Origin of the sequence: Roseivivax lentus (assembly GCF_900156805.1) — a bacterium.
GTDB lineage: Bacteria > Pseudomonadota > Alphaproteobacteria > Rhodobacterales > Rhodobacteraceae > Roseivivax > Roseivivax lentus.
The window spans coordinates 58,767-73,679 of sequence record NZ_FTOQ01000010.1; the positions used below are offsets into that span (position 1 = coordinate 58,767).

General features: G+C 68.3%; 9 protein-coding genes. 3 read left to right on the forward strand and 6 right to left on the reverse strand.

Going from position 1 to position 14,913, the window contains the following annotated elements:
* The first annotated feature begins 5 nt into the window (after nt 1-5).
* Both hydA and BW990_RS14890 read left to right on the forward strand, forming a co-directional pair.
* Nucleotides 6-1,400, forward strand: coding sequence for a dihydropyrimidinase (gene hydA, locus BW990_RS14885; protein ID WP_076449120.1), 1,395 nt, complete (start codon nt 6-8; stop codon nt 1,398-1,400).
* A complete protein-coding gene (locus BW990_RS14890; protein ID WP_076449122.1) occupies nt 1,397-2,137 on the forward strand; it encodes a maleate cis-trans isomerase family protein in 741 nt (246 codons plus the stop codon). Before hydA ends, BW990_RS14890 begins: the two co-directional genes overlap by 4 nt.
* A 291-nt stretch (nt 2,138-2,428) precedes the next feature.
* Here BW990_RS14890 and BW990_RS14895 read toward each other — a convergent pair whose 3' ends face one another.
* The gene (locus BW990_RS14895) at nt 2,429-3,061 is read right to left on the reverse strand and encodes a LysE family translocator (RefSeq protein ID WP_200798055.1); all 633 of its coding nucleotides are present in this window, start codon (nt 3,059-3,061) and stop codon (nt 2,429-2,431) included.
* Nucleotides 3,061-3,465 (reverse strand): hypothetical protein, encoded by a 405-nt coding sequence (locus BW990_RS14900; protein WP_076449126.1) that lies wholly within the window; start codon nt 3,463-3,465, stop codon nt 3,061-3,063. Before BW990_RS14900 ends, BW990_RS14895 begins: the two co-directional genes overlap by 1 nt.
* Nucleotides 3,466-3,550: 85 nt before the next feature.
* Between BW990_RS14900 and BW990_RS14905 the strand changes: the two genes are divergently transcribed.
* Nucleotides 3,551-4,168 (forward strand): TetR/AcrR family transcriptional regulator, encoded by a 618-nt coding sequence (locus BW990_RS14905; RefSeq protein ID WP_076449128.1) that lies wholly within the window; start codon nt 3,551-3,553, stop codon nt 4,166-4,168.
* A gap of 460 nt (nt 4,169-4,628) precedes the next feature.
* Here BW990_RS14905 and BW990_RS14910 read toward each other — a convergent pair whose 3' ends face one another.
* Genes BW990_RS14910 through BW990_RS14925 form a run of 4 tightly spaced genes read right to left on the reverse strand, consistent with a single transcriptional unit; the run spans nt 4,629 to nt 14,911 of the window.
* Nucleotides 4,629-7,523, reverse strand: a complete 2,895-nt coding sequence (locus BW990_RS14910) for a DUF6519 domain-containing protein (RefSeq protein WP_076449129.1) — start codon at nt 7,521-7,523, stop codon at nt 4,629-4,631.
* A gap of 34 nt (nt 7,524-7,557) precedes the next feature.
* The gene (locus tag BW990_RS14915; protein ID WP_076449131.1) at nt 7,558-9,654 is read right to left on the reverse strand and encodes a hypothetical protein; all 2,097 of its coding nucleotides are present in this window, start codon (nt 9,652-9,654) and stop codon (nt 7,558-7,560) included.
* Complete coding sequence (locus tag BW990_RS14920) at nt 9,651-12,386, reverse strand: putative baseplate assembly protein (RefSeq protein WP_076449132.1); 2,736 nt, start codon at nt 12,384-12,386, stop codon at nt 9,651-9,653. The genes BW990_RS14915 and BW990_RS14920 overlap by 4 nt, the downstream gene beginning before the upstream one ends.
* Complete coding sequence (locus BW990_RS14925) at nt 12,383-14,911, reverse strand: baseplate J/gp47 family protein (protein ID WP_076449134.1); 2,529 nt, start codon at nt 14,909-14,911, stop codon at nt 12,383-12,385. Before BW990_RS14925 ends, BW990_RS14920 begins: the two co-directional genes overlap by 4 nt.
* Nucleotides 14,912-14,913: the final 2 nt, after the last annotated feature.

Genomic DNA, 14,913 nt, shown 5'->3' on the forward strand with positions numbered 1-14,913 from the left:
CGCCCATGCAACATGACCTCGTCATCCGAAACGCCCGCGTCGTCACGTCTGGCGGCGTCTCGCTGTGCAGCATCGGCATCACGGGAGGGCAAATCGAGGCGCTTGGCACCCATCTGGACGGCGAGGAGGTCATCGACGCCAGAGGCCTGATCGCCATGCCTGGCGGCATCGACAGCCACGTGCACATCTCGCAGCCCTCGGGTCCCGGCATAGAGATGGCCGACGACTTCGCCTCGGCGACCCGTGCTGCGGCCTGCGGCGGGAACACGACGGTCATGCCGTTCTGCCTGCCCGAAGACGGGCAGAGCCTGCGCGACGCGGTCACCGCCTATCTCGCCAAGGCAGAGGGGCAGTGCCTGACCGACGTTTCACTTCACCTGATCGTCAAATCGGTCGACCCCGTGACCCTGGGCCAGGACCTGCCGGCGCTGATCGCGCAGGGTATGACCAGCTTCAAGGTCTTCATGACCTATCAGGGCATGCGCCTGACGGACGCCGAAATCCTCCAGGTCATGGATGTCGCCCGTGAACAGGGTGCCCTGACGATGGTGCACGCGGAGAACGAGGACGCCATAGAGTTCCTGCGCGACAAGGCGGAGCGGGATGGACGCACCCAGCCCGTCCACCACGCGCGCACCCGCCCCGTCCCGGTGGAGCGCGAAGCGACGCATCGCGCAACGACGCTGGCGGAGGTGGCGGATGTGCCGGTCATGATCGTCCACGTCTCAAACGGTGCCGCGCTGGACGAAATCCAGCGCGCCCGCGCCCGGGGTGTCCGCGTCTTCGCGGAGACCTGCCCGCAATACATCACGCTGACGGCAGACGACCTCGACCGCGCGGGGTTCGAGGGCGCGAAATGGGTCTGTTCGCCCCCGCCCCGCGATACGGACGAACAGGCAGCGATCTGGGCTGGCCTGGAGCAAGGCGCGTTCGACGTGTTTTCTTCCGACCATTGCCCGTTTCGCTTCGCCGACAAAGCGGGCAAGGACGCACCCGGAGCGCGCACGTCCTTCCGCAATATTCCCAACGGCATCCCGGGAATCGAGACGCGCCTGCCGATCCTGTTCTCCGAAGGGGTCACAAAAGGCCGCATCAGCCTCGAACGTTTCGCCACGCTGACCGCCACCAATAACGCCCGCATCTACGGGCTGGAGTCCAAGGGCTCCATCGCCATCGGCAAGGATGCCGACATCGTGCTCTGGGACCCGTCGCTCACGCGCAGAATCTCGCAGGACGATCTGCATCACGGGTCCGATTACACCCCGTGGGAAGGCTTCGAGGTTACCGGCTGGCCCGTCCGCACGATCTTGCGCGGCCAGACGACAATGCTGAACGGCGCACCGGTGGGAAACCCGGACGGCCGCCATATCGCCCGCACGAAACCGGATGCCACACCATGAATTACACGCCAGTCGACGGCCGCCGGGTCGGTATGCTCACGCCGTCCTCGAACACGGTTCTGGAGCCCTATACCTCGGCTATGTTCGCCCCGTTCGGAGACGCGGCGACCGCACATTTCGGACGGTTTCGCGTCGTCGAGATCTCCATGTCCGAAGCGTCGCAATCGCAATTCACGCTTGAGCCGATCCTCGAAGCCGCCGAACGCCTCGCCGAAGCCGAACCGGCCCTGATCTGCTGGAACGGCACCTCCGCGAGCTGGTTGGGCCTCGAGAAGGACCGCGCCCTCTGTGCTGCGATCACCGAGCGCACGGGCGTGCCCGCCACCTCGACGATCCTCGCCTACGAAGCGCTCTTCAGAAAGATGGGCATTCGCCGGCTCGGCGTGGTCACGCCCTATATCCAAGACATCGAATCCCGCATGATCGCGAACTACGCGTCGCAGGGCATCGAGGTCGTGAGCGCCGCTCGGCTGGACGACAAGGGAAATTACAGCTTTGCCACCTACCCTCCCGAACAGGTTGGCGCCTTGGTTGAAGAGGTGGCCGCTGCAAAGCCGGACGCGATCGCCATCGTGTGCACGAATTTCCGCGGCGCGCCCGTCGCAGTCGGGATCGAGGATGCCACCGGCGTTCCGGTCCTCGATTCCGTCGCGGTGACAGCCGCGCACTGCCTGCGCGAAGTGGGTCTGGATCCGGCGCGCGTGACGGGCTGGGGCAGCGTGTTCCAACGCGTCTGATGGGCCGTCTGTCCGATGAAGCCGTGCCCGGGTGGCTCTGACGGACAAGGATTTGCATGCGTGTGTCATGACCGCGATGCAGCATCAACGCCGGGCCACCTTGCGATGTCGCCCCAAAGCGGACGGGCTCTGAGCTGATCGCCGTGCGCCACCGGTCAAAGAGCCTGTCTCTGCGACCGTCAAAACTCCGGGATCGATGCCCAGAGGCTCGAACCGCTTGCCGTCCTCCGACCAGCACGTAGCCCCGCCAAGCCCGGTAATTTACGCCAGCCCACCGCTGCCACGCTCCGCTCAAGAAACCCCGGCGCGGCGCACAAGCGCGAGGGCCGCGGCAAGGCCGATCAGAAGGCCCCCGCAACCACGGTCGATCCACGTGCTGCCTTGATCCTTGAGAAAGCGCGACGCCCGCACACCCAAACCGGCATAGATCGCCATCACGGCGATATCCGTCGCGACGAAGATCAGGGCGAGCGCCAGGTATTGCGGGACGAGCGCTTCGGAGAGGTCGAGGAATTGCGGCAGGAACGCCGCGAAGAACAGGTAGCCTTTCGGATTGGTCACCGCGACGAGGAAGCTTTTCCGGAAGATCGACAGACGCGGTTGCCGCCCCCCTGACGCGGCCTCAGACGCCGCCTTGCAGCCGCCCGACATGCCGAGCATCTGCACGCCGATCCAGATCAGGTAGACGACACCGATCCACTTCATGATGGCGAACCAGAAGGCGGAGGCCATGAGCAGCGCGCCGAGGCCCAGTGCGGCGGCAAGGATCAGAACAGCGTCCGAAAGCGCGGCACCCGCGATGCCGCAGCCCGCAGCGGCCAGACCGAAACGGGAACCGTTGGACAATGCCAGCAGGACGGTGGGTCCGGGTGTCATGACCACCACAAGCGACATCAGCGCGAAGGCGACGAGCGAGAGTTCCATCATATGCGCCCTGTGTCGGAGGCCATCATCGGGTCGCTGCGGCGCCGGCGGGAAATCCGCACGACCTCGATCACGATCACCGAGGCCGCCACCTGGCCCAGCATGACGGCGGGCCAGATCAATCCGAAATTCGGGTCGACGTATTTCTGCGGCCCGAACGACACGAGCGCCGAAAGCACGGCCAGCACGCTCAGGCCCCTGCCCGCGGCGCTGGTCGCGGGCTTGGACATGATGGCGGCAAGGGCCAGCGACACGGATGCCCCGATAAAAGGCGCGATACCGAAGAGCGGCGTGGCAATCGGGGGATGCGGTTCGATCCCGGCATAAAGCGCGGACAACATCGTCAGCTGAAGAACGATCAGGATCGCAAGAGCTGCGGCGGCATGGCGGTTGGAATTGGGCACGGGCTTTCTCCAAAAGCGTAATTGTGGTTACGGTTGCGCGTAGCCGTAATTCCAGTTACGGATTCTGTCAACGGGAGTGTGAGGCATGCGCGAAGAAAACCGGTCCATCCGCCAGCAACAGATTGAAGAAGCGGCCTATGCGCTGCTGGAGGCAAAAGGCTATGCGGGCACGTCCATGCAGGGCATCGCGAAAAAGGCCCGCGCGTCGAACGAGACGCTCTATAAGTGGTACGGCGACAAGCAGGGCCTGTTTCAGGCGCTCGTGACGCGCAACGCCGCCGAGGTCAAAAGCCATCTCGAAGCGGAACTCGAGACGGATCACGACGCGCTGTCGATCCTCGGCAGCCTTGGCCCGAAGCTTCTGGACCTGCTCACCGGCGACCGGGCCGTGGCGCTGAACCGCGCGGCGGCCGCCGACCCAAGCGGCGAACTCGGCGCGACGATCTCGAAGGCCGGGCGCGAAGCGGTCTTTCCGCGCCTGGAGCAGGTGCTCCTGCGCGCCAGGAAAGACGCGCAACTCGCCTTCGACGAGTCCGGTGAGGCGGTGGGCCTCTATCTCGACCTGTTGATCGGCGATCTGCAAATCCGGCGCGTGATCGGTCGCCAGCCCCGTCCGTCCAAGGCATTCCGCGAGGCGCGCGCCGCGCGCGCCGTGCGCCACCTGCGGCACCTTCTGGGCGGGGACTCCGAAAGCGGGTCCTGACGATTTGCGCGCGTCATCTCCCGAAGGCGACTACAGCTTTGCAAGACCTCGATCACCAAGAGGCGCGATGGGACTTCAACCGAGATATTCGGAGCCGCAGCCCCCGTGATGCAGGTTCCGACGGGTCCGATCCTGCGCGGTGAGACTTAGTTCCGAACGAGCTCGGGCTCCGGTCGGGAGCGATATGTCCCGGCTACATGAACGCGCCCAAAAAGACCCCGAACAAGAGGCCAGACGACACCCCGACCGAAGTCACATCATGGTTCAGGAAAGGCTCGCCTCGGGGAATCGCATCCCCAGAAAAGGGTAGAGGCGCATGGTGCGCCTCATCCGTGTCATCGAACCGAGTCGAACGGCATTTGAAGTGTAAGGTTGCCCCTACGGATACCCCAGACGATCAAGCGACCTTCTCTGACGCGCTAAAACTACCACAGGCCGCCCCCTGCACCAAGCCAAACGATCAGTTCGCATCGACATCGGGTGCCAGCACATAGGCGCGCACGGTGCCCGAGGTGGCGTTATCGCGCAGCTGCCAGCGGCGGTTCGGCTGGCTGCTTGTCTCGGGCCCGACGAAATACCCGTTATAGAGGCCCTCGACGCCGTTCATGCTCCAGGTCAGGTGCGCGCCGCGCCAGCCGAACTGGTAAAGGCCGTAATGCGGCCTCGGGCGGTCATTATCGCTGATCCCGCCCGGTCCGGAGATGAGGTTCTCCGACGCCGACACGCGGTCCGCATGGCCGAGGAAGATGCCGAAGGCCGATGCGGTGGTGGCCAGCGGCCGGACCTCGATGACGTTGCCGGTGATGATCGCCCGGATCACCCGGTTGTCGGGCCGCGTGTCGCGCCAGCGCGGCGGCTCGCGGTCGTTCGACGTCGAGGCCGCGATCCGGATACCGTCCGTGGCGCGGGTGATGGTGTTCCCGGAGACCTGCGCCTCGGTCACCTGCCGCCCGGCCACGACGATGCCCTGCGCCATGAAGGTTTCCTCGGCAATGGCAAGCCGGTCCATGTCGATCACCCGGCTGGTCTGCGCGCCGATGCGCACGCGCCCGTTATTGCGGATCGCGGTGCCCAGCACGTTGCGGATGTGCCGCCGCATCTCGCCGGCATCGTCGATATGGTTGGCCTCATTGCGGCGCAGTTCTGCGGCCAGCGTATCGGCGATATCGGTGCGCAGATTGGCCGTTATGCTGCGCCCGCGCCGTTCCAGCGCGAAGGCCTCGCGGGTGACGCGGCCCCGGAGTTCGTGAAAGCCGATCCTTTGCGTGTCGCGCGGTCCGGCGCCGCGCCGTCCCTCGGGAATGACGGTCGCTTGCCCGAGATTGCCGGCCCGGTTGTCCGAGAACCACAGGATGCCCCGCGACAGCCGCGCCACCAGCACCGGGTCCGCCGTGATCCGCGAAAGGACGCCGCGGCGCCCGACATCGTCCGCCGGGCGCAGATCGTTGTCCTGCACGCGCGCGCGGGCGGCGTCGATGATGTTGATGCCGATCTGCGACTGGCCAACACGCAGCTTGCAATCGCGCACCAGCACCGAAGGGCGGCCCCGGTCGTTGCGCGTCGCGAGGCAGGCCGCCGCGCGGTCGCGCCCGTTGCGGCAGCGCAGGCGCAGCCGCTCGAAGCTGGAATCTCCGCAATCGAACGCGCTGACGGCGCCGCGCCGGCCGTCGCGCTCGCTCGCGGCATCGGTGCCGATCCGGCCGCCGTTGATCGACATGTCGGTGACCCGGACCGTGGTGCAGTCGCGAAAGAGGAAAGCGGCCTCGCTTCCGGCGACGCTGACGACGGTCTGCGGGCCGGTGCCCTCGACGGTGACGTGACCGAGGCCGGTGAATTCCAGCGTGCCCGGCAGGGCGAACTGGCCCGCGCGCAGGCAGAGTTTCACATCCCGGCCCGGCGGCAGCCCGGTCACCACGTCGATCAGCTCGGTGACATCGCCGATCACGAAGGTGCACAGCCCTGCCCCGGTGGTCTGCTGGCAGAGCGCCTCGAGCGCCTCCTGCACCGTCTCCGCGCCGAGGTTGCACATGCTGTCGTCGAACCGCACGTCCTCGGCCTCGAGGCAGACGAGCGGCGGGATCAGCGGGCGGATATCGATGATGCCGCCTATGGTGTTGCCCTGCCGGCGGGCCAGCGCGAGGGGCGCGAAATGCCGCCCCCAGCTCATCGGCGGCACCGGGTCGTTGGGGTTTTCGCTGGGCATCGGCGTCCAGATGATCGTGCCGGTGGCCGCGCGGGCCTCGAACATCCAGACATCGCCGACCCGGTATTCGCCGGTGGTGAAGCTTACCGTGACCCCATGCTCCAGCAGCGTCGGCGTGGCGCTGAGCGGGCGGCCGCGGTCGGACAGACCGCCATGGTCCCAGCGCCGGACGCGCGGGTTGATGAGATCGGCGAAGACCACGGCGGGATTGTCGAAGCTCACGGTGCCGTTCTGCGCCGAGATGTCGATCCGCGACAGCACGCCCACCGTTCCGAGCGCGCGGTTGCGCTCGTCGAAGACCTCGACCCAGCCGCCATTCACGAAGCCCAGATTGGCATCGTCGCGCGCGCCCCGCAGGACGAGATCGCCATCGGTGTTCAGCGCCAGCGCGGCCTCCACATGGCCGTTCTCGCGCGACCAGACGAAGCGGGCGGCGCTGCGCGCCCCGCCCTCGACGATGGCGATGCGGTAGAGCTGGTTCTCCTGACTGAGATACCCCGCCTCGGGCGGGATCAGGCAATCGGTCGCGTCGGCCGGATCGGCCGGGTTGGTGCCCGCCGCCATGCGCCCGGTGCCGGGTCCCGCCGCGAAGCCGTCGGGCATCATCCCGCAGCGCGCCCGGGCGATCAGCGTCTCGCGTTCGGCATCCGTCAGCGTCACGGCGCGCACTCCGACGCGCCAGCGGGCCTTGATCCGGGTGCCGGTATCGGCGCCGGACAGGGCCGGATCGTTCAGGAGCACGTCGTCGAAGGCGTTCACATGGCCTTTCCACGCCTCCAGATAGATCAGCACCTCGTCGCCATTCGCGATGCCGTCGGAAAAGGCCGGCAGCGACAGGTCGCCCGACTGCGTGTCGTAATCGGTGATGGCCGGGTTCTCGACCTTGAGGCCGTTGACGTAGAAGGCCCCGGCCCCGATCCGGAACCCGCCCGTCCCGCCCGCGGCCGCCGCAATCGTGAAGCCCGGTCGGTCCTTCGGCGTGCCCGCGGGCCCGATCAGGTCCGCCAGCGCGGTCTCGGCCCGTTCGGTCTGGATCTGGACATTCTCGTTCCAGTCGGAATCGGTGTATAGGCGGCCCTGCTGGATGAGGACGCCGGTATAGCCCCGCGCGCGCGCATTGGTGCCGCGCCAGCGTGAAAAATCACCGTTCATGTCTTGCCCTCCCAGTGCAAGGTCGAGTCTGTGGCTACGTGCTGCAAAAGAGCCCGGCGGCGTGGCCGAACCGTAGGAAATCGTCGATGCTGCGGCGGATATTGTCCCGGCGCACGGTATGGGCCGCGCGGTTATAGGCGCCGATCTCGCCACGGTTCTCGGCCCCGCGCAGGATGTGGTCGCCAGTCTGCACGCGCAGCAGCATGTAATCGGGATCGGCGTAGCGCAGGCTGTCGAAGACCGGCGCCGGCCCCTCGGTGCAGCGATAGAGCCGCGGCGTGACGCTGTCGGGCGGCACATGGGAGAACCGGATGCAGCCGACCTGACGGCGCTCGGCGCGGACCGCCGGGACGGTGTCGCTCACGAACAAGGTGTCCGAGGTGGCCAGCCGCGCCTCCGGATCGTCTTCGGAGACCGCGCCCAACCCGCCGATAGGCCGCCTGTCGCCCTCGCCGAAGGCGTCGGTCTCGACCCGGCCATGGACCGTGCAGCGGTCGAGCCGGATCACCTGGCGCAACGGCGCCCCGTTGAGGAAGATCGCCCGGTTCTGCGGCCGCATGGCATCGATGATCGTCTCGGCAAAGCAGGCATCCACCTCGGCCTCGAGGCGCACCGGGCCGGTAATGACCCGCGCCATGTCGAGGGTGATGCCCACCGCATCGACGAAGAGCGCCGCGGCATTGGGCTGCTCCGGCGCGCCGAGCCGGTTCAGCCGCCGTCCGGGCACCAGCGTCGTGTCGGCGATGGTGGCGGTCTCTCCGGTGCCGCTGATCCGTACCGGAGCGTTGAAGATGCGCAGCCCGTTCAGCTCCAGCGTGGCCCCGTCGCCAAGCGCGAAATCGAGCTCCGAGGTCAGCCGCAGCGTCGGGAAATGCTGCGTCGCCGCGACGAGACGCAGGGCGCCGCCCGCGGGCACCGTGATCGTGCCGCCCGCGGTGTAGATGTCGGTGGCATCGAGCACGAAGAGCCCCTGCCCGCCCGCCGCGTTGATCGCCGTCGAAACCGGCGGGCCGCCCGGCGCGATCACCGTGCCCGCCGAAAGGTCATCGAGATCGCGGCTGCCATGCTCGCCGCCGCCGATCTCCAGCGGGCGGGCGAAATGACAGGTGACGCGCAGGTCGGGATTGGCCGGATCGCCGGTGCGCAGCACAATGCGCCCAAGCTCCGGGTCGATCATGATCCGGTCGTCGCGGGGCGGATGGTTCCACGGCGGCTCCGCCCCGCCGCCGGGCTCGTCGCCCAGATGCGCCACGCAGATTTGCTCGACCGGCACCTCGGTGCCGTCGAGCATCAGCATCATTGCGCGGTTCTGGCCGTAGAAGGTGCCCGGCGCCTCGTCCATGATCCAGCGGGCGATTGGGCTCGGCAGGACGTCCTCGGTCACCGGCGTGTCGATCAAAGGCCGGTCATGGGCGCGGTCGAAGAGCTGCGCGTCGCATCCCAGAGGATGGAAGCGGAACCGCCGGTCGCCCGGCGCCTGCGTGGCGGGATGGCCGGAGATCGAATACGGGCGCAGCCGCCAGATATGGATGCCGATATTGCCGCGGTTCCACTGGCCGCCCGCGGTCTCGATGCGGCGCACTTCCACATTGCGCGAATTGCGCTCGAACGCGGTGCCGATCCGGGCCAGCGCCGCGCGGTCGCGCATGTCGACCGAGCCGCCGAAATCGGGATGCAGGAGGCGCATGGACTGGGCGTGCACGAGCCGGTTCCAGTATTCGGCGGCATAGACCGGCCAGTTCGACGCGGTGCCCGAGGCATGCTCCAGCGCCCGCAGCGTGCCCTTGCGCGCCCGCAGCGCCAGCGCATCGGCCACCCGGGCGCGCATGTCGATGCCTTCGGGGATGTCCTCCAGCCCCCGCATGCCCAGAAGATCGCCGATATAGGGAATGACCCAGGGCGCGCAGGTCTCGATGAAGGCGTTGTCGTAAAGATCGTCGAGGCTTTCGTCGACGATCTGCGCCTCGCGGGCGATCAGCGAGGCGAGTGTTCTGAGCGGTCCGAAATCCTCGATGTCGCGCGCATCGCCGGGCGCGACCCGGCCTTTCACGCGGGCGCCTTCCTCGGCATCGCGGACCCGCAGATAGGCAGGCAGCAGCTGGAACAGATCGTCGGTGGCGAAACGGGTCATTGTTCGATCTCCAGCTTGAGGGCCGCCTCGCCGAGGGTCAGCAATTCCGCCGGGATCGGCAGGCCGCCCGAGAGATCGGGCTGCGCCACAGCGGCGACGAGATGCGGCTCATTCGTCTTGCCCAGGCCCAGCCGGTAGAGGAAATCGACATCGACGCCGAGCACGCCCGGCACGGCCTGCAGCGCGGCCATGGCCTCGGCGCGCGTCACCGGCTGGCCAAGACCGCGGCTGTCGAAGGAGAAGACGTCGAGCGCCTGCGCCCGTGCCGCCGCCTCGACCTCGTCGGGCACGAAGGCCGCATCGACGTAGAGCCGCGCTTCGAGGCCGAACTCGACCGGCGCGTAATTCTGCACGTAGACACGCTGATCGGCCTCCCCGGCCTCGGCGAGCGCGGCCTTGAGGTTTTGCATGTCGTCGCCGTTCTCCGCCAGCTCGACGCCGTCCTGTCCGGCGACGGTGACGTAGATCGGGCGATCGAACCCGTCGAAGGTCCAGTCCGCCCGGGCCTTGGCCACCGATGCGAAGCCGCGGGCGAAATCCTCGTAATCGCGCAGCGACACGACGCGGCCCAGCGTCAGCACCTTCAGGGGCGCGTTCTTCCGCGCGTCCTCCAGAACCTCCGCATCGGCCCCGCCGCCCGGCGGCAGCGGGTTGGTGACGCCCTTCAGCCCGGCGGGCTTGGCGGCGAGCAGCGTCAGCTGATGGGCCTCCAGATGCCCCGCAAGACCCGCGCCCTTGCGGTAGACCGCCTCCACGTTGTCCTGCCCGGTGGGAAGCCGCTGACCGCCGCCGAAGATGATCTGCGCGGTACCGTCCTCGGCGTGGCGCACGATGTAGACAGGGTCTTCCGGCCCCGCATCGCGGAAATCATCGACCAGCGACCAGAGCACGCGATCGACCCGCACCTCGAGCGCCGGGAGCATGCCGCTCGCGGTCCGGGCCGAGACGTATGTGAGCGGCTTCGACGACAGCGTAAACGCCTGGAAGGGCCGCGTGGCGTCGCCATCGCCCAGGGTCTCCTGCACGGTTTCGCCATGGGTCGCGAAGGCGACATTCGCGCAGATCGTCACGCTGGCGCGGACATAGCGGTTCGCGAAGGGCGTGGTGAAGGTCAGGATCGAATGGCCCTTGTCGAGCGTGTTCTCGGCGATCTCCAGCACTTCCGAGGCGACCACGCCGGCGAGTTCCTCGAGCTCGCCGGTGACGATCACCGTCTTGCCGGGCAGCAGCAGCAGCTCCGACGTGCCGAGTTCGACCTGGAACGTGGTGAGCGCGCCGTCGGCAGCGCCGACCGGCGCCGTGATCGGCAGGTCCGACAGGGTCAGCGCCTCGGGCATGGCAAAGACCGTGGCGGTCCGCGTCTGGAACGTCTCGAGGCTGACCGAGGCGCCGTCCGGCCCGGTGCCACTCAGCGCCACCTCCAGCCGCGTCACCTTGGCCGACATCGAATAGCCCTCGACGCTTTGCGTTTCGGCGGCGTGAACGCTCACCCAAGCCTCGTGGGTCGCGTCGCGGATCAGGATGGTCTGCCCCGGCGTGATCTCGGTGAACTCGCGTTCGAGGTAAATGAAGCCGCGCCCCGACGAGGGCGTTCCTTCCTCGTCGATATCCCCTGCCGTGGACAGGATGTCGCTCGGCTGTTGCGTCGTGTAGCTGCCCGCCGACAGGGACGGCCCCGCAAAGATTACCGCGCCCGTCCCGGAGAGGCCCGCCGTCGTGTCGCTTTCCACCGGCGAGGTTCGCCGGGTGATCGCGATATTCCCGAAAAAGCCCGCCTGCACCCGCATCGCATGGGGCAGGATCGGGTCCGGCGGCACGAAGACCAGCGAACTGATCGCGAGGTTGAGCGTGAAGAGTCCGATATTGTTCAGCGCCGTCGTCGTGCTGAGCGCCGAGGCCGTCCAGCTTCCGCCCGAGACCGCCGCCCCAAGATTGGCGGAATTGAGCGCCTGGTTCGCATCCCAGGCAGGAAAGACCAGCAGCGAGGCGATATAGACGTAAGGCGGGGGATTGGTCGGATCGGCCTTCAGCGCCACGATCCGCCGGCCGTCCAGCCCGGCGCTGCGATCGCTGACACGCCGCAGGAAGCCCTCGCCCTCGCCGAAGGCCACGGGCATGTTCCCGCGCATGAGCAGGATCGGATCGCCCGCATTGACCCGCGCGACATCGGCGGTCAGCGACAGGGTCTCGCTGTCCGCGTCGAGCACCTGCGGATAGGCAAGGCGCGGCGTCAGGGCGTTCCACTCCGCCCGCGCGGTCAGCGGCTCAACCGTCTCGAAGATCTGCGGCGTCTCGCCATCCCGCGGCACCGAGCGCACGCGCAGGCCGGGCGCGTATTCCAGCGTCTCGTCGGGCGCATCCCCGGGCTCCGCCTCGAAGGCCAGATGCACGCCCGCGGCCTTCGCCGGCGCCAGCTGGTAGCCGATCAGGTCGGCATGGGCGCGCACGCTCTCGCGCTCGGTCGCCGTCCTGAGATAGGCCTCGTTGGCGTCGCGCTCGGCATAGAAGGCGAGCGTGTGGCAGACCCCAGCCCAGGCATCGAACAGGCCCAGCGTGTAATCCCCCTCGGTCCGCGTGCGCAGGTCCGACAGGCCCGGACGGTGCGCATCGGCAAGCCGGCGCAGCATCGAGGCATAGAATTGCGAATGCGTCCCGACCCGCGTGCGGATCTCGTCGAGGCCGGGGCGGTTCTCGACGGGTTGCGGCGTCCGGATTTTCAGTGAGCGTGTCATCGGCCTCCCTCCGCGACGATGGTCAGGCTGCCCTCGGAGGGGCGGTTGGGATCGTTCGACAGGATCGGGATCTCGCGCGGCCCGAAACTGAGCACGCCCGCATCAAGCCCTTCGTCGGTCATCCGTCCGGCGCGGCTGAACCGGGTGATGCGCACATCCGACACGCCGTCCACCTCGAGCGCCGCCTCGTAGAGCCGGCTGAGATAGATATCGGACGAGAAGGTGATGTTGTCGGGATGGAAATAGCCGCGCCGCCCGTCGCGCATCAGCCCGGTGGAGAACCGGTCTTCCAGCGCCTCGGCGATCCGGTCGGCAAAGGCGTCGGGTTCGGCGCAGGCCTTCAGCTCGATGGCCAGCGGCACGTAGACCGGGGCGTCGATGGCCAGGTCGTGGCCCATCATCCGGAACGGTTCGAGATAGGCCAACAGTGCACGGCGGAAGTCCGTGTCGATCTCGAGGCCGCCCACCCGGTCCACGGTCAGAAAGATCGCCGTCCACCCGCCGAGATCGCGCTTGCGCGCCTGCGCGCGCTGCACGTCGTCGCGATCCGTCAGCAGCGCCTCGTAATCGGCCAGCGTGACGGCGCGGTACTGGCGGGTGAAGGCCAAGGGCGCGCGCTGGCGGATCTCGGCGATGGTCTCGCGGTTGCGCCCGCCGGTCGCTGCAAGCGGGTTGGTCACCGAGGCGACATTCGGCGCGACGATGCCCGAGGCCGCGATATGCGCGATGGCCTCGGCCCCCACATTGCCCGCCGTGCCCGTGCCCACGCGGTAGCGCGCCTCGAAGGTCTCGCCGGGCTCAGGCGTCTTGCCGTGCAGGCCCTCGGTGCCGCCGGGCGCCGCCCAGAAGCGCAGCCGCGTGGTCCCATCCGCCTCGACTTCGGGCACGAAGGCCAGCGCGTCGGCAGCGGTGCCGATGAAATCCGCGCGCGGCGTCCATGGATCGGCTTCGGCATCGCAACTGAGCGTGATCGCCGCCACCGCATCTTCCGGCGGCACCGTCAGGTAGGCAGCGGCGGCCAGGGTGTCGGCAGGCACGAAGGGGCGCACCGCATGGGTCAGATCGCGCCGGGACAGGTGCGGCCGGAACGAACGCGGGCGGTCGAGTGCGGAAAGCGGTGTGCCCACCGGCAGGTCCTCGGGATCGAACAGGCCACGCGCGGCGCCCAGGGGCTCGGGCTCCGGCAGGGTGAAGCCGTGATCGGCCAGCACGATATTGCCGAGCGCGATGGCCATGGGCTCGGTCTCGCCCGGAGCCAGCCCCACATGCAGATCGAAGCCGAGCGCGTCTTCCGCCGCCCAGCGGATCCGCAGAAGCGGCAGGTCGATGGGCCCCGCGCCGATATCCACCTGTTCCAGAGGGTCGGTCAGGACGACGGGCGCCTCGGTCAGCCGCACGGCCTGGCGGCATGCGGGATCGGCATCCGCCGCCCGCCGCGTTCCCGGGTCGCGCAGCTGCGACAGGATCAGGATATCGCCGGCCTGCAGCTGCACGTCGCTTTGCGGATTGCGCAGCCAGGCCTCGGTTGCGCCCTTGGCGAGCACCGCGTTGGGATCGCCCCAATGGTGCAGCTCGATGTCGTGGTTGGTGTCGTGCAGCGTCACCGGATCGGGCACTAGGTTACCCGTGACGGCATCCCGCACCCTCGGAGTGACCGGTTCGAAGGCCACCGCGCCGTGGCGCAGCTCGCGTTCGACCTCGGAAAGCGCGATCACCGGCTCGCGCGTGGTCCGCGACCGGGTCAGGAAGGCCACGCCGGTTTCCGGCAGCGCGAAGGGCGGCACGCCGGGCCGCAGGCGCACCTGTACGAAGGTCCGCGCGCTCACCCCGTTATGGGCGCGGTAGCCGGTCAGCCGCGCATGGCGCATGGCCGAGCTGCGCAGCCGCGCCGACCCGAGGCTGTATTCGGTGCCGACATGATCGAGCTTGTAGCTCAGCTCGTCGCCCACGCTGGCCAGCCATTCCACCAGCGTCACGCCGAGGCTGGCGGGGTTGCGCTCGGTCCAGTCGGGCACGGTGACGGCCATCCGGTCGAGCATCATCCGCCGGTAACTCTCGTAATCGCGCGCCAGATGGTCCAGGCGCGGCTCGGTCACCGGCGGCTCCGGCGGCAGCGGCGGATCCTCGCAATCCAGATCGGTGTCGCAATGCACCCGGAAGCGGAACTCGACGCTGCGCAGCAGGGGGTCGATGCCCGCGACGGCCTCGTCGATGCTCAGAACATAGGTCGAGAAATCGCCCACCCGGTTGACCGTGACCGTCAGCACCCGCCCGTTCGAGGCGGTGCCCAGCGGACGCACCGCCGGAAACCGGTCGCCGCCGCGAATGGTCAGATCGCCCGGCCCGAGCGCCGCGCCGCCCGACGGCCGTCCCCCGGCCTCGCCCGGCAGCGGATGCACCATCGTCACCCGAAGGATCGTCGGATCCGCCAGATCCACCTCGATCCCGGCGATGCCGTTGATATCCGCCGCCGAGGCGGCGAGCCGTTCGCGGCGCTGATCGAGAAAGCTTTCCACCCGCGCCATCG